This is a genomic window from Kitasatospora sp. NPDC047058, from assembly GCF_040643935.1.
Classification (GTDB): Bacteria; Actinomycetota; Actinomycetes; order Streptomycetales; family Streptomycetaceae; genus Kitasatospora.
The window spans coordinates 23,794-46,223 of sequence record NZ_JBEYVJ010000011.1 but is presented as its reverse complement, the minus strand read 5'-3'; the positions used below and the strand labels follow the sequence as shown (position 1 = coordinate 46,223).

The following is a 22,430-nucleotide window of genomic DNA, read 5'->3' as shown; positions in this document are numbered from 1 at the left end:
GTGCACAGCCTGTGGGTAACGCGCGGGATCAGCCGGAGAGGCGGACCGGCATGATCAGGTACTGGTAGGCCTCGTCCGCCTCGGTGTCGACCGAGGCCTTGCCGCTGAGCAGGGCCGGCTTGGTCGGCGTGGTGAAGCTCAGCTGGGCGTACGCGGAGTCGATGGCCTTGAGGCCCTCCTCCAGGTAGCCGGGGTTGAAGGCGATCGAGATGTCGTCGCCCTCGAGGTCGGCGTCGATCCGCTCGGTGGCCTGGGCGTCGTCGCCCGAGCCGGCCTCCAGGGTCAGCACGCCCTGCTCGAAGTTGAGCCGGACCGGGGTGTTGCGCTCGGCGACCAGCGAGACGCGCTTGAGCGCCTCCAGGAAGGGCTGGGTCTGGATCGCCGCGACCGCGCTGAACTCGGTCGGGAACAGGCTGCGGAACTTCGGGAACTCGCCCTCCAGCAGCCGGGTGGTGGTCCGGCGGCCGGCGCCCTCGAAGCCGATCAGGCCCTCGCCCGCGCCGCCCGAGGAGAGCGCGATCGAGACGTTGTCGCCGCTGCCGAGGGACTTGGCGATGTCCTGGAGGGTCTTGGCGGGCACCAGGGCGACCGCGGAGATGTCCGGCTGCTCGGGCTTCCACAGCAGCTCGCGGACGGCGAAGCGGTAGCGGTCGGTGGCGGCCAGGGTGATCCGGTCGCCCTCGATCTCGACCCGGACACCGGTCAGCACCGGCAGGGTGTCGTCGCGGCCGGCGGCCACCGCGGCCTGGCTGACCGCCGAGGCGAAGACGTCGCCCGGGACGGTGCCGGTGGCGGTGGGCATCTGGGGCAGGGCCGGGTACTCGTCCACCGGGAGGGTGGGGAGGGTGAACCGGGAGCTGCCGCAGACCACGCTGACCCGCTGGCCGTCGGTGGAGATCTCCACAGGCCTGTTGGGAAGGTTCCGCGAGATGTCGTTCAGCAGCCGGCCGGAGACCAGCACGGTGCCGGCCTCCTCGATGTCGGCCTCCAGCTCGACCCGGGCCGAGACCTCGTAGTCGAAGCCGGACAGCGCCAGGCTGCCGTCCTGCGCCGTCAGCAGCAGGCCGGCCAGCACCGGCACCGGCGGCCGTGCCGGGAGGCTGCGGGCAGCCCAGGCCACCGCCTCCGCGAGGACGTCACGCTCCACCCGGAACTTCACCGGTAACCGCCTCCTGGATCGAGCGCTCCCGCTCGCACGTCTGGTTCTTCTGATCTTGGTCTTCGGTGCGGCTGGCCGCCGAGCTCTGCCACTCCGCATCCAGTCGCCGAGGACAGTCTGACGTACTCCACCGACAGACGGGGCAGACGGGCGGAAGCAAGCCGAACAGATGTCGGGGCCCGGTTGTCCACAGATCCGGGGCCCACCCGCTTTTGAGCAAGTCGATCGGTCTATAGGTGTAGCAGTAGTAGTAGGGGCTGTGGAAACCGTGGATAACCCCGTTTACGCAGGTCAGGGCTCGTTTTTTGTCCACAGGGCGTGTGGACGGGGGCTGTGGACGGACAGGGCCCGCTGTGGACAGCGGAGCGTTACCCACAGGGCACGGTGGGTATCCACAGGTTATCCCCAGAGCCGTCCCCAGATCCGGGCCCGGTTATCCACGGGCGCCGGTCAACATCACGTGACGCCTTTCACACCAGGGCGTGAACGCCACCCCAAGGTTGTCGAACTGTGGACGCCGCTGTGGACAACCTGGGGATAACCCGGACGGCCCTGGGGACAACCGGTGGACAACCCGGATGGCCCCCTGATGCCCCGCCAATTGTCCACACCCTGTGGATAACCGTTGTGCACAAGTCCACAGGCACCTGACCTGCGCGGAAGAGCGTAGCGGCGGGCGGCCTGTGGAGGAATTCTGGATAACTCGGAGCTTCCCGGCCTGTGGACGGTGGAGAAGCGGCCCCCGCTGTGGATGACGGCCCGGTGCGGCCGGCGGGTTCGAATCCGCGGTCAGATGTTCGACGCGGGGCGTGGACTGGCGGAACGTCCGTCCACGACGGCCCTGCCGGATCTCTGCCCAGCGAATCGGTGACGCACACCTGTGGATATGCCGAAAGGGCGTCAGGATCGCTCCTGACGCCCTTCCCGGGGTGCGGACGGCCCGACGGGGGCCCGACGGCCGCCGCCTAGCTCTTGATGCGGTTGGTGAGTTCGGTGACCTGGTTGTAGATCGAGCGCCGCTCGGCCATCAGGGACCGGATCTTCCGGTCGGCGTGCATCACCGTGGTGTGGTCGCGGCCGCCGAACTGGGCACCGATCTTGGGCAGCGAGAGGTCGGTGAGCTCCCGGCAGAGGTACATCGCGATCTGGCGCGCCGTCACCAGCACCCGGCTGCGCGAGGATCCGCAGAGGTCGTCCACGCCCAGCCCGAAGTACGCGGCGGTCTGCTGCATGATGACCTGCGCGGTGATCTCCGGCCCGGCGTCCTCGTCCCCGCCCGGGATCAGGTCCTTGAGGACGATGCCGGCCAGCTCCAGGTCCACCGGCGCCCGGTTGAGGTTGGCGAAGGCGGTGACCCGGATCAGGGCGCCCTCCAGCTCCCGGATGTTGCGGGTGATCCGCGAGGCGATGAACTCCAACACGTCCGCCGGGGCGTTCAGTTGCTCCTGGATCGCCTTCTTGCGCAGGATCGCGATCCGGGTCTCCAGCTCCGGCGGGGTGACGTCGGTGATCAGCCCCCACTCGAAGCGGTTGCGGAGCCGGTCCTCCAGCGTGGTCAGCAGCTTGGGCGGCCGGTCCGACGAGAGGACGATCTGCTTGTTGGCGTTGTGCAGGGTGTTGAAGGTGTGGAAGAACTCCTCCTGCGTGGACTCCTTGCTCGCGAGGAACTGCACGTCGTCCACGAGCAGGATGTCCATGTCCCGGTAGCGCTTGCGGAACGCGTCCGCCTTGCCGTCCCGGATCGAGTTGATGAACTCGTTGGTGAACTCCTCGGAGGACACGTAGCGCACCCGGGTGCCCGGGAAGAGGCTGCGCGAGTAGTGCCCGATGGCGTGCAGCAGGTGGGTCTTGCCCAGCCCGGACTCGCCGTAGATGAAGAGCGGGTTGTACGCCTTGGCCGGGGCCTCGGCGACCGCCACCGCCGCCGCGTGCGCGAAGCGGTTGCTCGCGCCGATGACGAAGGTGTCGAACAGGTACTTGGGGTTCAGCCGGGCGGCCGGCTCGTCCTTGCGGGAGCCACCAGCCGGGGGGGCACCGGGCGGCGCGGGGACGCCGGGCACGGCCGGGCGGTCGGTGGCGCGCTCGGCGGGCGCCTTCTCCGCGCCGCGGCCGACCGGGCGGGCCGCGGGGGAGCGGCGGCCGGCGCCGGTGCGGGGGTGCTCGCCCGGGCCGGGGCCGTAGGCGCCGCCGAACAGGTCGCCCTGGGTGGTCGCCGGCGGGCCGGGGAGCGGCCGGGGGGCCGGGCGCTGGGGCTGCTCCGGCTCGGGGTAGCCGGCGGACGGCTCGGGGTAGCCCTGGTGGTCGTCCCAGGACGGGGGCTGGGCCGGCCCGCCGTAGGGCGAGGGGTGGCCGCCGTACGAGGGCGCCGGGCGCTCCTCGTACCCGCCGGTGCCGTACTGGTCGCGCTCGTAGTCGGCCTCGTAGGGCGGCTCGTACGCCTGGTGGTTCGGGTGGCCCTGGTGGCCGGGGTGCGGCTGGCGGCCGTAGTCACCGCCGCCCTCGGCGTGCGTCCACGGCTCGGCGGCGGGCGGCTCGGCCGGGGCCGGCGCGGGGGCGGTGGGGACGGCGTTGGCGTCGACCATCACGGCGATCCGGACCGGACGGCTGAGCTCGCGGCTGAGCGCCTCGGTCAGCTGGGGCAGCAGCCTGCCCTCCAGCACCTGCTTGGCCCGCTCGTTCGGGGTCGCCAGCAGGGCGGTGTCGTGCATCATCCACATCGGCTGGGTGCGCTGCACCCACTGCTTGTCCATCTCCCCGACGTCCGGGTCGCTGACCAGCCGCTCGACGACCCTCGCCCAGACCGGGACGAGGTCGCTGTTGACATCAGCCACTGGTGCACGCTTTCTCGGTTCCCCGCGGCTCCAGCAGGGGGTGGTGGATCAAGAGACTGTGGATCGGTGGTCCGGCGACGCAGAACAAACCAGACAAGTCCTGCAACGGTAGTCAGCGAACTGAGCCGGATCAAGTCGTTGTCCACAGGCTGTGGGCGACGGGCCCCGTGGGCTGGTGCGCAGGGGCGGTCCGTCCCGCCCCGGGTGAACGGCTGGTTTGACCCTCGCGCCCCGTCCCGCGTACCGTAACCAGGTCGAGTTGTCGATGGCCGCTGCCGCATGTCCGCGGGTCCACCCGCTCCATAAGGCGCGCAGCACGGGCGCCGTGGATTGCCTCAACCCCAGCCGAACTGGGGTGACGGGCCGGATTTCCGTATCAGGGGAGATCACGCGGACGCACGGTGACGGCCAAGCGACACCCCGTCATCCTACGATTCACCTCAGGAGCCCCCGAGTGAGCAAGCGCACCTTCCAGCCGAACAACCGTCGTCGCGCGAAGACCCACGGCTTCCGGCTGCGTATGCGTACCCGCGCCGGCCGCGCCATCCTGGCCGCCCGCCGTGGCAAGGGCCGCGCCAGCCTGTCCGCCTGATCCGCGCCAGAGTCTGTTGTGCTGCCCTCCGAGAATCGGCTGCGGCGGCGCCAGGACTTCGCGACCGCGGTGAAACGCGGTCGCCGGGCCGGCCGGCCCCTACTGGTCGTCCATCTCAGCAGAGACGGTGACCCGAAGGGGCAGGCCGACCGGACCAGCGACTCCCGCCCGCACGTCGCCGAGGGGACTCCTTCGGCGCGTGCGGGTTTCGTCGTGAGCAAGGCCGTCGGCCCTGCGGTCGTCCGCAACCTGGTCAAGCGCCGGCTCCGCCACCTCGTCCGTGATCGTCTGTCCAGGCTGCCCGCCGGTAGCCTGATAGTGGTGCGTGCGCTGCCCCAGGCCGCGTCCGCCTCGTACCAGGACCTCGAACGCGACCTGGACGCGGCGCTCAAGCGGCTGCTGAAGGCGGAGCCCGCCGTGACGGCGCCGACGGGAGCAGGGCGATGAAGTACCTGCTGATGGGTCTGATCAGGGTGTACCAGTGGACCATCAGCCCACTGCTCGGTCCGGTGTGCCGTTACTACCCCTCCTGCTCGCACTACGGCTTCGAGGCCGTGAAGGTGCACGGGGCGGTCAAGGGCGGTGGCCTGACCGTGTGGCGCATCCTGCGCTGCAATCCGTGGACGCCCGGCGGGGTCGATCACGTCCCGCCACGCAAGCATCCGGTGTGGCACCGCCGACTGCGTGACCTGCTGAGCAGCCGGTCCGCCGTCGGGCAGCCGGTGACCACGCCCCCCGCCGGTCCGGACCCCGAGGGCCCGGCGACCATTGGTCCCGTGGGGCCGATCTCAATGTCCAAGGAGCCTGACCGGTGACCTTCTCCTTCCTGAACCCCCTGTACACAGCGGTGTCCTGGATCATCGTCCAGTTCCACTCGCTGTACAGCCACATCTTCGACCCGAACGGTGGCTGGGCCTGGGGTCTGGCCATCGCCTCCATGGTGGTCGTGATCCGGATCTGCCTGATCCCGCTCTTCGTGAAGCAGATCAAGGCGACCCGGGCCATGCAGGCGATCCAGCCGAAGATGAAGGCCATCCAGGAGCGCTACAAGAACGACAAGCAGCGCCAGTCCGAAGAGATGATGAAGCTGTACAAGGAGGCGGGTACCAACCCGTTCTCCAGCTGCCTTCCCATCCTCGTGCAGGCGCCGTTCTTCACCGCCCTCTACGGGGTGCTGGCCAAGGTCGCCAAGGGGCAGCCGATCGGCGTCATCCACGGTGACCTGCTGACCAGCGCCGGCCAGGCGCACATCTTCGGTGCCCCGCTCTCGGCGACGTTCGTCGGCAGCAGCGAGACCAGCGTCAAGATCGTCGTCGCCGTGATGATCATCCTGATGTCGCTGTCGCAGTTCATCACGCAGCGCCAGCTGATGACCAAGAACGTGGACCTCACGGTCAAGACGCCGTTCATGCAGCAGCAGAAGATGCTGATGTACGTCTTCCCGATCATGTTCGCCGTGATGGGCATCAACTTCCCCGTCGGTGTGCTGGTCTACTGGCTGACCACCAACGTCTGGTCGATGGGCCAGCAGCTGATCGTCATCCGCAACAACCCGACTCCGGGCAGCAAGGCCTGGGACGAGCGCCAGGCGCGCCTCAAGAAGGCGGGCCGGCTCAACCCGGACGGCACCGTGATCAAGGGCGCGCTGTGGGGCATCCTGCCGCCGAAGAAGGCCGCCACCGGCTCCGCGGCGGCCGTGGTCGAGGACTCTGTGCAGGTACGCCGCCAGCAGCCGCGCAAGCAGACCAAGTCCCAGCGCCAGCACACCGGCGGCGCCCAGACGGCCAGCCTGACCAAGGACGACGCCGCCCCGGCCGGGGAGGGCGCGAAGACCGAGGCCGTCCCGGCCGAGTCCGGCAGCGCCAAGCCGGCCGCGAGCCGGCCCGGTGGTGCGAAGTCGGGCCCGGCCCGGCAGGGCGGCCGGCAGCAGCCGCGGCGCGGTGGGCAGGGCGGCCAGCGGCCGAAGAAGAAGTCCTGACCGACCGGCCCCGCCCAGCGGCCCCCCGAACCTCGTTCCCGGCCCACCATCCGGGCCCATCCCCGAAGGAGTCCATCAGTGACGGAAGGCACCACCTCCGCCGTCGAGGTCGAGGCCGCTGCCAGCGCCGACGAGAGCCTCATCTCCCGTCTGGAGCAGGAGGGCGACATCGCGGCGGACTACCTGGAGGGTCTGCTCGACATCGCCGACCTCGACGGTGACATCGACATGGACGTGGAGGGCGACCGTGCCCTGGTGTCCATCGTCAGCGACGGCAACGACCGCGCGCTGCAGCGCCTGGTCGGCCAGGACGGCGAGGTGCTGGAGGCCCTGCAGGAGCTGACCCGGTTGGCTGTCCACCGGGAGACCGGCGAGCGCAGCCGCCTCATGCTGGACATTGCCGGCTTCCGGGCCCGCAAGCGCTCCGAGCTGGCCGCACTCGGGGCCAAGGCCGCGGAGCAGGCGAAGAGCACCGGGGAGCAGGTCAAGCTGCGGCCGATGACGCCGTTCGAGCGGAAGGTCGTCCACGACGCCGTGGCCGCGGCCGGTCTGCGCAGCGAGTCGGAGGGCGAGGAGCCCCAGCGGTGCGTGGTCGTGCTGCCGGCCTGAGCCGGCAGAAGTCGATGACCGGTCGCTCCGGCGGCCGGTGACCTTCAGAGGACTCGACCCCGTCCGCCTCGTGCGGGCGGGGTCGTCGTCCCTTCGCGGGGTGTGGCAGCCCGGCGAGAGATGTTTCACGTGAAACGGTGCGGAGAGCGGGTCGGTGGATCCGGGGAGCGGAGAGGTCGAGATGGACACGGAGAGCGCGGCTGCCGGTGAGCCGGTGGCGGGTGCCGGCGGTTCGGCCGCCGAAGGCGCGGCCGGTGCGGCCGACACGGCCGCCGAGGGGCTGGCCGAGGCCCCGGCCGTGGCCCGGGAGGTCTTCGGCGACCGCTTCGACGCCGCGGTCCGGTACACCGAGCTGCTGGCGACGTCGGGCGTCCAGCGCGGGCTGATCGGTCCCCGCGAGGTGCCCCGGCTGTGGGACCGCCACGTGCTGAACTGCGCGGTGCTGGCCGAGCTGCTGCCGCCCGGCTCCACGCTGTGCGACGTCGGCTCCGGGGCCGGCCTGCCCGGCATCCCGGTCGCGCTGGCCCGCCCGGACGTCTCGGTGACGCTGCTGGAGCCGCTGCTGCGCCGGACCACCTTCCTGGAGGAGGTCGTCCGCGAGCTGGGGCTGGAGAACGTCACGGTGCTGCGCGGCCGGGCCGAGGAGATGGTCGGCAAGCTCGCGGTGGACGTGGTGACGGCGCGCGCGGTCGCCCCGCTGGACCGGCTGGCGGGCTGGGGCCTGCCGCTGCTCCGCCCGCACGGCCAGATGCTGGCGCTCAAGGGGGACAGCGCCGAGCAGGAGCTGGCGGAGTCGCGGGCCGGGCTGGCCAAGCTAGGCGCCGTCGAGTGGACGGTGATCTCGGTCGGCGAGGGCACCCTGGAGACCTCGACCCGGGTGGTCCAGGTCAAGGCGGGGGAGAGCCCCGGCGGGGTGAAGGCGGCGACCCGGCGGGCCAAGGCGGCCCGGGCCGGGCGCAACGCCGGTGCCGGCACCGGCGCGGCGCGCGGCGGGGAGCGCGGTCGGAGCGGGCGGCGGCGCGGCCGCTGATCCTCCGGTGATGCTCGCCACGGGCGGGTGGTCCTCCGAATCCGGGGGAGCACCCGCCCGTGCGGCTTTCCGGTGACGTACGGGCGGACGGGCGGGTGACCCCGGTCCATCGGAGTGTCGCACCGTCAGATTTCCGACAAAGCGGGCATGGTGTTTCACGTGAAACGTCGCTCTCTGCTCTCGGACAGTTTGGATCTACGGCTCCGCCGTGGGCTCGGTCTCTTCCGGGCGGCGACTGTTGCCGCTCCGGTTTCACGTGAAACACTGACCCCCATGCAGGACTCGGAGACCATCGACCAGATCGATGACACGCCCATCGCGCGTGCTGCCCAGGCTGCGGTCCAGGCGATCGGCCGAGCGGGCGAAGGGCTGCCCCGGCCCGCCGCCACCCGGGTGATCGTGGTGGCCAACCAGAAGGGCGGGGTGGGCAAGACCACCACCACCGTCAACATGGCCGCCTCGCTCGCCATGCACGGACTGCGCGTCCTGGTGGTCGACCTCGACCCGCAGGGCAACGCCTCCACCGCACTCGGCATCGACCACCACGCCGAGGTGCCGTCGATCTACGACGTCCTGGTGGAGGGCAAGCCGCTGGCCGACGTGGTGCAGCCGGTGGTGGAGGTCGAGGGCCTGTTCTGCGTCCCCGCCACCATCGACCTGGCCGGCGCGGAGATCGAGCTGGTCTCGCTGGTCGCCCGGGAGAGCCGGCTCCAGCGCGCCATCGCCGCGTACGAGCAGCCGCTGGACTACATCCTGATCGACTGCCCGCCCTCGCTCGGCCTGCTCACCGTCAACGCCATGGTCGCCGGCCAGGAGGTGCTGATCCCGATCCAGTGCGAGTACTACGCGCTGGAGGGCCTCGGCCAGCTGCTGCGCAACGTCGAGCTGGTCCGGGCGCACCTCAACCCCGCGCTGCACGTCTCGACCATCCTGCTCACCATGTACGACGCCCGCACCCGGCTGGCCGCCCAGGTCGCCGAGGAGGTCCGGACGCACTTCCAGCAGGAGGTGCTGAGCACCGCGATCCCGCGCTCGGTCCGGATCTCGGAGGCGCCCAGCTACGGTCAGACCGTGCTCACCTACGACCCGGGCTCGACCGGTGCGCTCTCCTACCTGGAGGCGGCCCGGGAGCTGGCGATGCGGGCGGTGTCCGCAGGGGCCAACGGCTCGTTGGTGGGGCAGCAGCGGGACGGCAGCGGTACGGGGCAGGTCGCCCCGGTGGCACAGCACGGTACGACGGAGGGCAATCGGTGAGTGGTCGCAGGGGTCTCGGACGAGGGCTCGGGGCGCTGATCCCGGCCGCCGCACCGGCGGCCGGCGGGGCGGCGGCACAGCCCGCGGCGGCCCCGGTGGCGGCGGGGACGGTGGCGGCGGGGACGGTCTCGCCGGCCGCGGTGCCGGTGCTGCCGACCGGCCGCGGCACGGTGGCGGCCAAGGCGGCTGCGGAGAGCCTGCGGGAGCAGGTCGCACCCGTCGAGGCGGCCGGGCCGGAGCTGGCCGAGGTGGCCGGCGCGCGCTTCGCCGAGCTGTCGCTGGACGCCATCACCCCCAACCCCCGCCAGCCGCGCGAGTACTTCAACGAGGAGAAGCTGGCCGAGCTGGTCGCCTCCATCAAGGAGGTCGGCCTGCTCCAGCCGGTCGTGGTGCGCCAGGTCGGGCCGGAGCGCTTCGAGCTCATCATGGGCGAGCGCCGCTGGCGGGCCTCCCGGGAGGCCGGGCTGGAGCAGATCCCGGCGATCGTCCGGGCCACCGAGGACGACAAGCTGCTGCTGGACGCCCTCCTGGAGAACCTGCACCGGGCGGAGCTGAACCCGCTGGAGGAGGCCGCCGCGTACGACCAGCTGCTGCGCGACTTCTCCTGCACCCATGACGAGCTGGCGGACCGGATCGGCCGCTCGCGCCCGCACGTCACCAACACCCTGCGGCTGCTCAGGCTCGTGCCGTCCGTCCAGCGCCGGGTCGCCGCCGGAACGCTGACCGCGGGCCACGCCAAGGCGCTGGCCGGGGTGCCGGACGCCGAGCGCCAGGAGGAGCTGGCGAAGCGGATCATCGCGGAGGGCCTCTCGGTGCGGACCACCGAGGAGATCGTCCGGCTCATGGACCCCGAGGTGAAGCCGAAGCGCGCGGCCGGCCCGAAGGCCGGCAAGCTGCTCTCGCCGGCCTTCAACGACCTGGCGAACCGGCTCTCCGACCGCTTCGAGACCCGGGTCAAGGTCGAGGTCTCGCAGCGCGGCGGCAAGCTCGGCAAGGGAAAGGTCGTGCTGGAGTTCGGCTCGGTGGAGGACCTCAACCGGATCCTGGACAGCCTGGCCCCGGGTGAGGACGGGCTGCGGCTGTCGCAGGGCTGATCAGGCCGAGGATGCAACCAGACGGGTGCATGTCCCACGTGACCGCTGTTTCACGTGGAACATGCACCCGTCGCCGTTCTGGGGGAATGCTCGCTGTGGAGAGGACGAGGAGGTACGGGGCATGGGACGGCGGATCGCTCCGCTGACGCTGGACAACCTCGCGGATCTGCCGACGACCTGCCGCTCCTGCGTGTTCTGGGAGCTGGACCCGGTCAGCGGGCGGGCGGCCGTGGAGTCCGGGAAACCGGAGCTGGAGAAGGAGGGGTGGATCTCGGCGGTCCTGCTGGAGTGGGGTTCCTGCGGCCGGATCGTCTACGTGGACGACAACCCGGCCGGCTTCGTCCTCTACGCCCCGCCCGCGTACGTCCCGCGGTCGCAGTCCTTCCCGACCAGCCCGGTCTCCCCGGACGCCGTTCAGCTGATGATCAGCCGGGTGCTGCCGGGCTACCAGCGGCAGGGGCTGGGCCGGGTCCTGGTGCAGACGGTGGCCAAGGACCTGGTGGGGCGCGGGGTGAAGGCGATCGAGGCGTTCGGCGCGGTCGGCCGGCAGCCGAGCTGTGTCCTGCCGGCCGACCACCTGCTGGCGGTGGGCTTCAAGACGGTCCGGCCGCACCCCCGCTACCCGCGGCTGCGGCTGGAGGCCCGGACCACGCTCTCCTGGCGCGGCGACGTGGAGGTGGCGCTGGAGCGGCTGCTCGGCGGGGGGCGCAAGGAGCCGGCGCTGCGGCCGTTCTGAACCGGCGGCGCAGGAGCGGAAGACGACGAGGGCGGGGCTCCCGGTGGGGAGCCCCGCCCTCGTGGCGTCGCGGTCGGCCGGACCTAGATGAACTCGGCCAGCTCGCGCAGCAGCGCGGCCTTCGGACGGGCGCCGGTGATCGACTTCACCGGCTCGCCGCCCTGGTAGACGATCAGGGTCGGGATGGAGATCACGTTGTACGCCGCAGCGGTCTGCTGGTTGGCGTCGACGTCCAGCTTGGCGATGGTCAGCTTGTCGGCGTGCTCGGCCGCGATCTCGTCGAGGATCGGGGCGACCTGGCGGCAAGGGCCGCACCACTCGGCCCAGAAGTCGACCAGCACGGGCTTGTCGCTTTCCAGGACATCGGTCTTGAACGTCGCGTCGGTGACGGTGGTGGTGGCGCCGGCCACGGGGACTCCTCTGGGTCGAACGGAGGGGGGCTGCTGCCAGGAGAGAACAACGGGCGGGCCCGTTCTGTTTCTCGCCCGGCCGGAGCGGGGGCGTTCCACGTGGAACGCCCCCGCGGGGGAAGGGCGGGTGCCGCGGAGGATCAGACCGCGACGGTGGCGGCCTGGGCCTCCAGGTCGGCCAGCGAGGCCAGGTAGCGCTCGGCGTCCAGCGCTGCCGAGCAGCCGGTGCCGGCGGCCGTGATGGCCTGGCGGTAGGTGTGGTCGACGACGTCGCCGGCGCCGAAGACGCCCGGGATGTTGGTCCGGGTCGAGGGGGCCTCGACCTTCAGGTAGCCCTCGGCGTCGAGGTCCAGCTGGCCCTTGAACAGCTCGGTGCGCGGGTCGTGGCCGATGGCGATGAAGAGGCCGGTGACCGGCAGCTCGCGGGTCTCGCCGGTGACGGTGTCGCGCAGGGTGACGCCGGTCAGCTTCGGGTCGCCGTGGATCGCCTCGACCGCGCTGTTCCACTCGAAGCGGATCTTCTCGTCGGCGAAGGCGCGCTCCTGCATCGCCTTGGAGGCGCGCAGGGCGTCCCGGCGGTGGACGATGGTGACGCTGCGGGCGAAGCGGGAGAGGAAGGTGGCCTCCTCCAGCGCGGTGTCCCCGCCGCCGACCACCGCGATGTCCTGGTCGCGGAAGAAGAAGCCGTCGCAGGTGGCGCACCAGGAGACGCCGCGCCCGGAGAGCTTGTCCTCGTTCGGCAGGCCGAGCTTGCGGTGCTGCGAGCCGGTGGTGACGATCACGGCGCGGGCCTTGTGCACGGTGCCCTCGGAGTCGGTGACGGTCTTGATGTCACCCGTGAGGTCGACCGCGACGATGTCGTCCGGGATCAGCTCGGCGCCGAACCGCTCGGCCTGGGCCCGCATGTTGTCCATCAGCTCGGGGCCCATGATGCCGTCCCGGAAGCCGGGGAAGTTCTCGACCTCGGTGGTGTTCATCAGCGCGCCGCCGGCGGTGACGGCGCCCTCGAAGACCAGCGGCTTGAGGGAGGCACGGGCGGTGTAGAGCGCAGCCGTGTAGCCGGCCGGGCCGGAACCGATGATGATCACGTTACGGACGTCGCTCACTGGATCTCCTGGTTCGCATCGCGACCCGCGTTAGGTGCGGGGAGGGCGGTCCTGCTCCGCCGCCCGGGACAACGACTGACCAGTCTCTCGCATTCCCAGGCGGATCCGTACCAGGTGCCCGCAGTGTGGGAGCGTCGGCCCGTCCCGGTCGAGGATCGCACGGCAGCCGCCGGGCGGCGGGGGCGGATGGCGGGCCGACGGGGGCCGGTGCCGGGGCCCGGGTCAGCGGCCTCGGTCCAGCGGCCCGGGTCAGCGGGCCGGGACGGTGCGCTGCAGCAGGACCGGGCCGCAGCCGGGCGAGCGGAGGTAGACGTCCAGCTGTCCGGGCTGCCCCGGCACCGCGTACACCCGGACCTCGACCGGGGCGCCGCCGTAGCTGCCCGTGTCGGTGGCGAGCAGCGGCCCGTCGGCGGGGGCCGGGCAGGCCGTGGCGCCGTGCTCCCCGGTGATGCCCTGCTGCCCGTCGGCGGGCGGCGCCGCGGAGGCCGTGCCGGACGGTCGGGAGGGTTCGGCGGGGCCGTCGGGCGTGGCCCCGGTGCGGGCGAGCAACTGCTGGACCTGGGCCGCCAGCTGGTCCTCCCGGTAGGCGGTGCCGCCCATGCCGGGGCTGCTGGCGGGGCCGCCGCCGGTCTCGGCCTTGGCGCTCTTGGGGGCGCCGCCCGGCATCAGCCCGGCGGCGGGGGTGCCGGCCGAGACGGCCGCGGTGTCCGAGGCCCGCTGGTCGGCCGGGGAGAACAGCAGGGAGCCGCCGAGGCCCGCCCCGAGCAGCACGGCGGCCGCACCGGCCAGCAGGGCGAAGCGGCGCCGGCGGGTGCGGGAGCGGCCCGGTCCGGCGGGCGCGGCCGCGGCGGTGGGGCGGCCGGGCGGCCCGGTGGGCGCCGGAGAGGGGGCAGGGGCGGGCCGGGACGGCCCGGCGGGGACCGTGGACCGGTCGGCCGGTCCGGCGGCCTCCTGTGGGGCGCCGGGGCCCTCGGCGGGCGTGGCCGGGGGCTCGGCGGCGGCCGCGGCCAGCGCGGCGTCCAGGCGGGCGGCGACGTCCTCGGGCATGGCCGGCGGCTCGACGGCGCCGAGCAGGGCCTGCACCTCGGCGAGGGCCTCGGCGGTCCCGCGGCACTCGGCGCAGCCGGCCAGGTGGGCGCGGAGCGCCCCGGCGGCGGCCGCGGGCTCGACCAGGCCCTCGGCGAGGTCGGCCAGCTCGTCGACCGAGGGGTGCGGGCCGCTCGGGCCGGCGGTGGGGTCGGGGGAGGAGAGGGGGGCCGTCATCGCGTGCTCGCATCTCCTTCCAGGACCGGCCGGCCGGTGTCCGGGCCTGTCCTTCTGACGGTGCGGGCCCCGGACGGGTTCCCCGGTGGTGCGGAGGCGTCCCGCAACGGGGCGGCGGGGCCGGCCGCGGCGGCGCCGGTTCCACGTGGAACACCGTCCGCCGCCGGGGCCGTGCCGTCCTCCCGGAGGTGCCGGACCAGCGGCAGCAGCCGGGCGCGGCCGCGCGCGCAGCGGCTCTTCACCGTTCCGACCGGTACGCCCAGCAGCTCGGCCGCCTCGGCGACCGGGTAACCCTGCATGTCGACCAGGACCAGCGCGGCCCGCTGCTCGGCCGGCAGCTCGGCGAGCGCCGCCGCCAGCTCCCGGTGCACCTCGGCCCGGACCACCGGGGAGTCGGCCGGTTCGGCGGAGCCGACCAGTGCGTCGAGCCGTTGCGGGTCGTCGTCCAGCGGGTTGGTGCGCCGGGTCGCGGTGCGCCGGGCGCGGTCCAGGCAGGCGTTGACCACGATCCGGTGCAGCCAGGTGGTGACGGCCGAGCGGCCCTGGAAGGTGTGGGCGGAGCGGAACGCGGAGACCAGGGCGTCCTGGAGGGCGTCGGCGGCCTCCTCACGGTCGCCGAGGGTGCGCAGGGCGACCGCCCAGAGCCGGTCGCGGTGGCGGTTCACCAGCAGGCCGAAGGCGTCCCGGTCACCGGCGACGTGCCGCGCGAGCAGTGCCGCGTCGTCGTCTGCCACCGTCACCCCAGGACCCCTTGCCGCTCGTGCCGCCCACCGCGCCCGCGCGCCCGTCGGCTCAGCCGAAGACCTTGACCTCGGCGATCTGGCCGCGGAACTCGCCCTTATCCTTCGGCAGGCTGGTCAGCCAGATCAAGAGGTAGCGCGTGGGGACCGGGTTCTCCAGGGCGTAGTCGGCGCTGGCGCCGGTCTTCTTCCCGACGGCGGTGAAGTCGCCCGGGCGGGCCGACTGCGGGTTGGCGGCCGCCGAGGCGTTCGGGATGCGCAGCTCCGCCGTGGTGTTGCCGAGGAACTGGACGCTCACCGAACTGACGGCCTGTGCGGAGCCGAGGTCGATCAGCAGGCCGGTGCCCTCCTTCAGCGGCTTGGGGCCGAACGGGTCCCGGTAGCCGAAGGTCGTCCAGGTGCTGGTCGGATCGCCGTCGATGGCTTTGTCCGTGTCGTTGCTCTCGGGCCGGTCACCCAGCGGGTTGTACGACAGGGCGTCCTTGACCGGGATCGGCACCGGGGTGTGCGTGACGGCGTGCACGGTCGGGGCGGCCGAGCTGACCGAGGGCTGCGGCGCGGTGACGGTCGGCCCGGTGTGGCGCAGGTTGTCGACCAGTTGCCAGGAGGCGACGCCGATCGCGCCGAGGGCGACGGTCCAGGCCGTCGCCTTGACGATCCGGCGCAGCCGCCGCCGGGTGCGCCGGACCGGGGCGGGCCGCGAGGCGGCCGGCAGCGTGGCGGTGCCGGGAGCGGCGATCACCCGGGTCGGGTTGGGCGCGGTGGGCAGGGCGTGGGTGTTGTGCCGCGGCGCGGTGGCGAAGGCGGGCAGCTCCGGTTCGGGCTGGCGGATGCGCGGCATCAGGGCGATCGCCTTGGCCAGCTCCTCCGGGGAGCGGAACGGCTCGGCGTGGTGCGGCGGCCGGTCGAACAGGGCGCGCGCGGCCAGCTCGGAGAGGCCCTTGTGGACCCCGGCCCGGATCCGGTCCGGCGGCGTGTCGTGGAGGTTCTTCGGCAGGCCCTGGAGGTCGTAGCGGTTCTCCGGGAAGGGCCAGCGGTGGGTCAGCGCGGCGAACAGCAGCGCGCCGATGGCACGGGTGTCGGTGCGCTCGGCGTCCTCGTCGGAGCCGGCGGCGGGCAGGCCGCGCAGGGCGGCGTCGACCGCGATGCCGTTGATCCGGTACTGGCCGCTGTCGGTGCGCAGCACGCAGCGCGGGGTGAGCCGCAGGTGGGCCTGGCCGCGCCGGTGGGCGGCGGCGACCGCGTCGGTGACCTGGCGGACCATCTGGTACGCCTCGTGCGGCTCCATCGGGCCGTCGGCGAGCAGCTTGGCGAGGTCGGAGGCGTGCGGCAGCCACTCCCGCACGACGTAGACCAGCTCGCCCTCCTGGACGGCGTCGAGCACCTGGACGAAGCGCGGGTCGCCGAGCAGGGCGGCGGACTTGGCGGCGGCCAGCACCTTGCGGGAGCGCTGGTGGCCGGAGGCCATCAGGTGGACGCCGACGGCGCGGCGGAGCTTCTCGTCGACCGCGCGCCAGCTGCTGAAGGTCTCGGTGTCGGAGATGCACTCCTCCAGCCGGTACCGGTGGCCGATCTTGTCGCCGCTGTGCCGCAGCGGGGCCGGCAGGGTCTGCGGGAGGGTGCCGGTGTCGCGCGGGTCGTAGGTGGGCTGCGGGTCCTGCGGCGGCCGGGCGGGGCGGGCGGCCGTGCCGGCCTCCGCGGCGGCCTTGCGCGCGGCGGTGCCGGCGGCCAGTTCGGCGCGGATCTCGGCGGCCGAGAGCGGCGCGGTGATCTCCGAGGTCTCCTCGCTGCCGGAGCCGGTCGCTTCGGAGGTCGCTTCGGAGGTCGCCTCGGAGTCCTTGTCGGAGGCCTCGTCGGTGCCGTCGTCGTGCCCGCGGCCGCGGCCGGTGCCGGCCTCACCCGGGCCCGTGCCGGTGCCGGCCTCGTCGGAGTCGGAGTCGGAGTCGGCCGCGGTGGGCCGGGCCGTCTCGCCGGCGAGCTCGTCGATCGCCGCGGCCAGTGCGGCCTCGTCCGCCGCCCCGTCAGCTGCTGACGTGTCGACGACCGCCTTGGTGCCATCAGCCACCGTGGTCCTGCCTCCCCTTGTGAAGCCCCGGCCTGAGAGAGTCGCTGGAGCGCATCGGACCGAGGCCCTGTGCTCCAGGACAATTGTGCCCACTCTTCTCCACCGGGTACGACCGCTGAAGGGTGCAAGCGGTTGCGTGATGGTGGAGAGATGTGGTGCAGATCCGGCACTGGGCCGCCACGCCCGGCTCCGGGAGGCCCCCGGGGGCGTGGCGGCCCAGTGCCCGCCCCGACGGGGCGGAGGACCGTGGTCGTCCGGTTGACGCCCGGTCAGGGCGGCAGCCGGTCCGACCGGTCGGTACGGCGGGTCAGCGGCCCAGCCGGCCGCGGACCATGCCCAGCATCGCGTTCAGCTCCTCGACCCGGAGCTTCTTCGCGATCAGCACGAAGACCGCCAGCTGGAGGCCGCCGGCCAGGACGATCGTCAGGACGCTGCCCAGCCAGCCGCCGATGACCTGTTGGACCGCCAGGCTGACGCCCACGCCGACCAGCGCGGCCGGCACGCTCGCGGCGGCCAGCCGGGTGTAGGTCTTGCCGATCCGCTTGGTGTCCAGGCCGCCGATCCGCTTCTTCAGCTTCGGCACCGCCACCATCACCCCGACGGCGTAGGCGAGACCATATCCGAACGCCATGCCGATCACGACCCACTCGGCGGGCAGGACGAGCCAGCACACCAGCGAGAAGACGGCCTGGCAGGCGGCCACCCAGACGGTGTTGGAGAACGGCGTCCGGGTGTCCTCGTAGGCGTAGAAGCCGCGCAGCATCACGTACTGGGCCGAGTACGGGATCAGGCCCAGGGCGAAGGCGGAGAGCATCAGGCCGACGTTGGTGGCGCTGCTGAGGTCGATGTCGTTGCCGCCGACCGCGTAGATCGAGCGGCCGATCGCCGGGCCGAGCGAGAGGAACAGGAACGCGGCCGGGACGACCGCCACGGCCGTGGTGCGCAGCCCGTAGGAGAGGTCGTCGCGGACGGCGCCGGCGTCCTCGTCGGCGGCGGCGCGGGAGAGCCGCGGGAGCACCGCGCTCATGATCGAGACGACGATCACCGCCTGCGGGAGCTGCCAGATCAGCAGCGCGTTGGAGAACGCGGCCAGGCCGACGCCGTTGTGGCCGCCCTTCTCGGCGGCCTTGCCGGCCGCGGTGGCCAGCTGGGTGATGACCAGGTAGCCGGCCTGGTTGGCGAGGACGAAGAAGAACGTCCACTTGGCCAGCCGGGCGGCCTTGCCGAGGCCGTGGCCGCGCCAGTCGAAGCGCGGCCGGTAGTGGAAGTCGGCCGCCCGCAGGTACGGGATCATCGCCAGCGCCTGGACGGCGAGGCCGACCAGGGTGCCGATGCCGAGCAGCCGGACGCCCTCGGGGGAGATCGTCCCCGGGGTGACCTCGGTGCTGCCGAAGCCGCCGAAGACCCAGATGTACGCGCCGAAGGTGAAGATCACCACGATGTTGTTGAGGACCGGGGTCCACATCATCGCGCCGAACCGGCCGCGGGCGTTGAGGATCTGGCCCATCACCACGTGGATGCCCATGAAGAAGATGGTCGGCAGGCAGTAGCGCGCCAGTGCCACGGTGGTGTCGGCGTTCGACGGGTCCTGCATCAGCGGGTGCGCGATCAGCTGGACCAGCACGGGCGCCCCGAGCACGGCCAGGAAGGTCACGCCGGCCAGACCCACCATCACCAGGGTGAGCAGCCGGTTCGCGTAGGCCGTCCCGCCGTCCTCGTCGTTCTTCATGCTGCGGACCAGCTGCGGCACGAAGACGGCGTTCAGGGCGCCGCCGCCGATCAGGATGTAGAGCAGGGTCGGCAGGGTGTTGGCGGCGTTGTACGAGTCGCCCATCACGCTGAGGCCGATCGCGGAGGCGATCACCATCGTCCGGACGAAGCCGGTGCCGCGGGAGACCAGCGTGCCCGCCGCCATGATCGCGCTGGAGTTGAGCAGGCTGGCGACCTTGCCGCCACCGCCGGCCGCGGGGGCAGCGGCGGGGGCCTGTTCCTCGGCGGCCAGCTCGTCCAGCGGCTCCACCGCGGGCGGGATCTGCACCGCGGCCACCTGCATGGTGGCCTCTTCCTCGGAGAGCGGCGGGTCGAACTCGATCGGCGGCACGAACGGGCGGTCGTCGTGGCCGCCGTTGCCGTGCGGGCCGCCCTGGTTCCCCTGGTACGCGCCGGCCGGGGGGAACGGCGCGGACGGGGAGTAGGGCGTGCCGGCCGCGGCCGGCGGCTGGGCGGCCTGGGCCGGGGGCTGCTGGGCCCGCGGGCGGGCCTCGGCGGCCGCACCGGCGAGGCCCGCCCGGTCACCCTGGACGGGCGGGGCGGCCTGCGCCGGCTGGCCGGGCTGAGCGGGCGGCGCGGCCTGAGCGGCCTGGCCGGCCCGGGCGTCGCCGAACAGCGCGTCCACGCCCACGTACTCGGTGGACTCGGTGTCCCAGGCCGAGTGCGCCGGGCCCGGCTGCCACTGCTGCTCGTGCTGCTCGTGCGGCTCCTGCTGCGGGCCGGCCCACTGGCCGCCGACCGGCGCCGGTCGCTCCCAGGAGGGCTGCTCCTCCGGCCAGGCCGCCGCCGGCTCCGGTTCCGGCGCGACGGGCTGCACCGCGGCCGGCTGCTGCGCCGGCGTGTCCCAGCCGGGCTGCACCGGCGGGACGGGCGGGGCGAACTGCGCCGCCGGCACCGGCGTCGGGTAGCCGCCGCCCTGCGGCGGCAGCTGCGGCGGCACGTCGTACGCGGCGGCCGGCTGCTGCGGCGCGGCGGGCCGGGCGGCCCGCAGGCCGTACGGGTCCTGGTCGTCCTCGGGGGCCCGGTACGCGTCGGCCGCGTACGGGTCCTGGGCGTAGGTGTCGGCCACGTACCAGTCGCCGGACGGCGACTCGGCGCCCGGCCGGCCCTCACCGCGGCCCGGCGGCCGCTCCTCGCTGCGCCCGGTCATGTCACCTCTTCGCTTTCTGGGGGAAGGCCGACCCGGCGTCGGGCGGGTGTCGGCGGTATCAAGGACCAACCTTCTCATCACTGGTGGCCCGATCCCGGCCATCTGCGGTGCTGGCGCGCGGTGTCTGCCCGTCGTCCCCGGGGCCGGCCCCGCGGCCGTCGTCGGGGGCGGCGGCGCCGGACGTGTCCCCGGCGCCCCCCTCGCCGTCCCCGTCGCCGTCCTCGTCCGCCGCCCCGTCGGCGAGCGGCGCGTCGCCCTCGTCGTCGTTGGCCACCCGCAGCTTGCGCTGGCGGAAGAAGCGCAGCGCCGCCAGCAGGAGCAGCACCAGGCCGCCGCCGAAGACGTACAGCACGCCGTTGGTCACCGAGGTGACCTCGACGGTGAAGGACTGCGGACTGCCGTACGGCTTCGGGTTCGGTCCGGTGGTCCAGAGCTGGGCGGTCACCTGCACCGGCCCGTTGTTCTGCGCCTCCGCGGGGAAGCGCAGGGTGACGCTCTGCGACGCGGGCAGCACCAGCTCCTCGGCCGGGTGGACCTTGAGCCGGTTGGCCTGCTGCGGCGTCAGCACCAGCTTGAGGTTGGTGACCGCCTGGGTGAGGTCGTTGCGGACGCTGACCTGCAGCACGCCGGTGTCCCCGGCGAAGGTGATGGACGTCTTCCTCGGGACGTTCACCGCATCGGTCAGCTCGTCGAGGTACTGCTTCACGCCCCTCCGGTAGTCCGACCCGGCCGGGGCGTCGGCCCGCCACTCGGCGGACATCGAGCGGACCATCGCGGCGCTGAACGGACCGCGCACCCGCTGCGGCAGGGTGAGCACCTGCATCAGGGTGTCCAGCTTGGCCTGGACGTCGACGGTGTCGGTGAGCGCCGAGGACGGCAGCTCCGAGGCCCGGGCCTGCGCCGGGTAGTCGGTGGCGGCCGGGACGGCGCCGTTGGCCTTCGGGTCGGCCGGGCCCTGGGCGAGCACGTCCAGCTTGACCGGCTCCACCCACTTGCCGGCCTGCGCCGCCTGCACGGCGGTGGCCAGCACCTTGGCGGTGGTCGCGGACAGCTCGCGCGGCGGCATCACCAGCAGCCCGCGCGGGTTCTGCGGCTCCTGCCGGGAGATCACGAAGGTCTCGGCGAGGAACCGCTGCACGGCCAGGGTCTGCGCCTGCGGCGTGCCGAGGTCGCCCTCGAAGAGCGCGGAGATCTCCTCGTCGGCCACCACCGCGTTCTGCCCGTTGCCGATCGGCCGGACCGCCGTCGGGGTGTACTTCAGCGCGTCCGGCTCCGGCAGGCTCGCGCCGTTCACCAGCAGCAGCCCGCTGCCCGCGCGCTGCGCCATGCCCGCGATCTGCTGGTCCAGGTGGCCCCCGTAGGGCCAGGCCACGTCCGAACGGGTGTCGACCGCCAGCCGGCCCTCGACGGTCAGCCGGCCCGCCGTGGCCGCCTTGCCCAGCGCGGCGTCCACCCCGTCTGCCTCCGCGGCGTTGTGCGCGATCGAGGCGATGTCCGGGTCGGCGTACGGCAGCGCGACCACCTGGCTGCCGTTCTTGGCCACCGCGGCGCGCAGCTTCTCCAGCCAGGCCGTGGCGGCGGCGGAGCCGGTGCCCTCGACGGTGTTCTCCTCCTTCGCCGCGACCTTCTTCTTCTTGTCGTTGTCGTTCTTGGTGCCGGTGCCGGGCTTCTGCACCCGGTAGCGCTTGGTCATCGCGAACGCGGTGTCCAGCAGGTCCGGGTCGACCACCCAGGTCAGGCCGGTCAGCGTGGAACCGGTCTCCACCAGCTCGTACAGCCGGCCGCCCGGCGCGAACTCGGCGGCCAGGCTGTCGTTGCGCAGCACCGGGACGGTCTGGTCGTTGTCCGACATGGTCTGCGCGGCCAGCACCGGCGCGTGCACCAGCGGCCAGAGGGTGGTCACCTTGGACGGCTGCGCCTCGGCCGGCGTCGGGTCGTACGGCAGGAAGGTCCGGGCGATGCCCAGCGCGCGGTCGCGCTGGTTGTCCGCGGTCGAGCCCCAGACGTCCACCGCCAGCTCGTAGACGCCCTCGCCGGTCAGCTGGAGGTCGCTCACCGCGACGCTGAGGGTGTACGGCTGGGTCTGGCCCGGGCCGAGCTCGTTCAGCGCGTACTGCGGGCTCTCCAGGTCGATGCCGTCGGTGTTGAGCGGGGTCGTCCGGGAGGCGACCGTCGCCAGCTCGCTGCGGGTGGTCAGCGGCTTGGCCGACCACGGCTTGCGCACCGCCGCGTGCGCGGACTTGAGCACCGACTTGCCGCTGTTGGTGATGTGCCCGGTGATCGTCACGGTGCCGTTCTGGACGGCCACCGGCTTGTTCACCGCCTCGATGGTCATCACCACCGGGGACTCGGCGGAGGCGCCGGCCTCGCCGGCCGGGCGCGGGCCGCCGGCCGGCAGCGCGACGGCGGGCACCGCCGGCAGCAGCGCCAGCGCGGCGCCCAACGCGCCCGCCAACCGGCGCGCGGTGCGCGCCGCGCGGCGGCCCGGCGCGCGTTCGGGCATGCCTGCGGGGGTGTGTTCCGCGGTACGCCCAGGGGGTCCGTACGCCTCCGGGTCCGAGTGCCGTGCCGGCTCGACCACGCGCTTCGCCCTCGCCGTTCTCGAATGCTCGCTGCTTGTTCTTGCTGCTGGGGTGCTGCGGA

Annotated in this window: 18 protein-coding genes; 9 read left to right on the top strand and 9 right to left on the bottom strand. The window is 73.2% G+C overall.

The features are described 5' to 3' along the window. Nucleotides 1–28: 28 nt before the first annotated feature. A complete protein-coding gene (dnaN, locus tag ABZ885_RS03015) occupies nucleotides 29–1,159 on the bottom strand; it encodes a DNA polymerase III subunit beta (protein ID WP_360182729.1) in 1,131 nt (376 codons plus the stop codon). 965 nt (nucleotides 1,160–2,124) lie between these two features. Continuing rightward, entirely contained in the window at nucleotides 2,125–3,990 is a 1,866-nt protein-coding gene (gene dnaA / locus ABZ885_RS03010) for a chromosomal replication initiator protein DnaA (RefSeq protein ID WP_360182726.1), read from the bottom strand. Nucleotides 3,991–4,444: 454 nt separating this feature from the next. Here dnaA and rpmH point away from each other — a divergent pair, with 454 nt between their 5' ends. The 9 genes from rpmH (at nucleotide 4,445) to ABZ885_RS02965 (ending at nucleotide 11,283) form a co-directional block, all read left to right on the top strand. Further along, nucleotides 4,445–4,582, top strand: coding sequence for a 50S ribosomal protein L34 (gene rpmH / locus ABZ885_RS03005; RefSeq protein ID WP_030059672.1), 138 nt, complete (start codon nucleotides 4,445–4,447; stop codon nucleotides 4,580–4,582). 18 nt (nucleotides 4,583–4,600) lie between these two features. Further along, nucleotides 4,601–5,029, top strand: coding sequence for a ribonuclease P protein component (gene rnpA, locus ABZ885_RS03000; RefSeq protein WP_360182724.1), 429 nt, complete (start codon nucleotides 4,601–4,603; stop codon nucleotides 5,027–5,029). Then, nucleotides 5,026–5,397: a membrane protein insertion efficiency factor YidD gene (gene yidD, locus ABZ885_RS02995; protein WP_360182722.1), complete on the top strand. Its 372-nt coding sequence runs from the start codon at nucleotides 5,026–5,028 to the stop codon at nucleotides 5,395–5,397. The genes rnpA and yidD overlap by 4 nt, the downstream gene beginning before the upstream one ends. Then, nucleotides 5,394–6,560: a membrane protein insertase YidC gene (gene yidC, locus ABZ885_RS02990; protein ID WP_360182720.1), complete on the top strand. Its 1,167-nt coding sequence runs from the start codon at nucleotides 5,394–5,396 to the stop codon at nucleotides 6,558–6,560. The genes yidD and yidC overlap by 4 nt, the downstream gene beginning before the upstream one ends. A gap of 78 nt (nucleotides 6,561–6,638) precedes the next feature. Next, the gene (locus tag ABZ885_RS02985; protein ID WP_360182719.1) at nucleotides 6,639–7,169 is read left to right on the top strand and encodes a R3H domain-containing nucleic acid-binding protein; all 531 of its coding nucleotides are present in this window, start codon (nucleotides 6,639–6,641) and stop codon (nucleotides 7,167–7,169) included. A gap of 181 nt (nucleotides 7,170–7,350) precedes the next feature. Beyond that, complete coding sequence (gene rsmG / locus ABZ885_RS02980; protein ID WP_360182717.1) at nucleotides 7,351–8,199, top strand: 16S rRNA (guanine(527)-N(7))-methyltransferase RsmG; 849 nt, start codon at nucleotides 7,351–7,353, stop codon at nucleotides 8,197–8,199. A gap of 273 nt (nucleotides 8,200–8,472) precedes the next feature. After that, a complete protein-coding gene (locus tag ABZ885_RS02975; RefSeq protein WP_360182715.1) occupies nucleotides 8,473–9,453 on the top strand; it encodes a ParA family protein in 981 nt (326 codons plus the stop codon). After that, on the top strand, nucleotides 9,450–10,547 hold the full coding sequence (locus ABZ885_RS02970) for a ParB/RepB/Spo0J family partition protein (protein ID WP_360182713.1): 1,098 nt from the start codon (nucleotides 9,450–9,452) through the stop codon (nucleotides 10,545–10,547). The genes ABZ885_RS02975 and ABZ885_RS02970 overlap by 4 nt, the downstream gene beginning before the upstream one ends. Nucleotides 10,548–10,668: 121 nt before the next feature. After that, nucleotides 10,669–11,283 carry a GNAT family N-acetyltransferase gene (locus ABZ885_RS02965; protein ID WP_360182711.1) on the top strand — a complete coding sequence of 205 codons (615 nt, stop codon included), beginning with the start codon at nucleotides 10,669–10,671 and terminating at the stop codon, nucleotides 11,281–11,283. Nucleotides 11,284–11,366: 83 nt separating this feature from the next. Here ABZ885_RS02965 and trxA read toward each other — a convergent pair whose 3' ends face one another. The 7 genes from trxA to ABZ885_RS02930 form a co-directional block, all read right to left on the bottom strand. Continuing rightward, nucleotides 11,367–11,693 (bottom strand): thioredoxin, encoded by a 327-nt coding sequence (gene trxA / locus ABZ885_RS02960; protein WP_360182709.1) that lies wholly within the window; start codon nucleotides 11,691–11,693, stop codon nucleotides 11,367–11,369. A gap of 140 nt (nucleotides 11,694–11,833) precedes the next feature. Continuing rightward, the gene (gene trxB / locus ABZ885_RS02955) at nucleotides 11,834–12,799 is read right to left on the bottom strand and encodes a thioredoxin-disulfide reductase (protein WP_360182707.1); all 966 of its coding nucleotides are present in this window, start codon (nucleotides 12,797–12,799) and stop codon (nucleotides 11,834–11,836) included. Nucleotides 12,800–13,048: 249 nt separating this feature from the next. Continuing rightward, the gene (locus ABZ885_RS02950; RefSeq protein ID WP_360182705.1) at nucleotides 13,049–14,062 is read right to left on the bottom strand and encodes a hypothetical protein; all 1,014 of its coding nucleotides are present in this window, start codon (nucleotides 14,060–14,062) and stop codon (nucleotides 13,049–13,051) included. Continuing rightward, nucleotides 14,059–14,802, bottom strand: a complete 744-nt coding sequence (gene sigM / locus ABZ885_RS02945; protein WP_360182703.1) for an RNA polymerase sigma factor SigM — start codon at nucleotides 14,800–14,802, stop codon at nucleotides 14,059–14,061. The genes ABZ885_RS02950 and sigM overlap by 4 nt, the downstream gene beginning before the upstream one ends. A gap of 52 nt (nucleotides 14,803–14,854) precedes the next feature. Next, the gene (locus ABZ885_RS02940) at nucleotides 14,855–16,867 is read right to left on the bottom strand and encodes a serine/threonine protein kinase (RefSeq protein ID WP_360182701.1); all 2,013 of its coding nucleotides are present in this window, start codon (nucleotides 16,865–16,867) and stop codon (nucleotides 14,855–14,857) included. Nucleotides 16,868–17,174: 307 nt separating this feature from the next. After that, entirely contained in the window at nucleotides 17,175–19,787 is a 2,613-nt protein-coding gene (gene murJ, locus ABZ885_RS02935) for a murein biosynthesis integral membrane protein MurJ (protein ID WP_360182700.1), read from the bottom strand. Between the two features lie 58 nt (nucleotides 19,788–19,845). After that, nucleotides 19,846–22,290, bottom strand: coding sequence for a DUF6049 family protein (locus tag ABZ885_RS02930; protein WP_360182698.1), 2,445 nt, complete (start codon nucleotides 22,288–22,290; stop codon nucleotides 19,846–19,848). Nucleotides 22,291–22,430 lie beyond the last annotated feature (140 nt).

Excerpts from the sequence above, each read along its gene's own strand:
- ABZ885_RS02930 (WP_360182698.1), bottom strand. The coding sequence starts at position 22,290 with ATGCCCGAACGCGCGCCGGGCCGCCGCGCGGCGCGCACCGCGCGCCGG.
- rsmG (WP_360182717.1), top strand. The coding sequence starts at position 7,351 with ATGGACACGGAGAGCGCGGCTGCCGGTGAGCCGGTGGCGGGTGCCGGC.
- ABZ885_RS02965 (WP_360182711.1), top strand. The coding sequence starts at position 10,669 with ATGGGACGGCGGATCGCTCCGCTGACGCTGGACAACCTCGCGGATCTG.
- yidD (WP_360182722.1), top strand. The coding sequence starts at position 5,026 with ATGAAGTACCTGCTGATGGGTCTGATCAGGGTGTACCAGTGGACCATC.
- ABZ885_RS02975 (WP_360182715.1), top strand. The coding sequence starts at position 8,473 with ATGCAGGACTCGGAGACCATCGACCAGATCGATGACACGCCCATCGCG.
- ABZ885_RS02950 (WP_360182705.1), bottom strand. The coding sequence starts at position 14,062 with ATGACGGCCCCCCTCTCCTCCCCCGACCCCACCGCCGGCCCGAGCGGC.
- murJ (WP_360182700.1), bottom strand. The coding sequence starts at position 19,787 with ATGACCGGGCGCAGCGAGGAGCGGCCGCCGGGCCGCGGTGAGGGCCGG.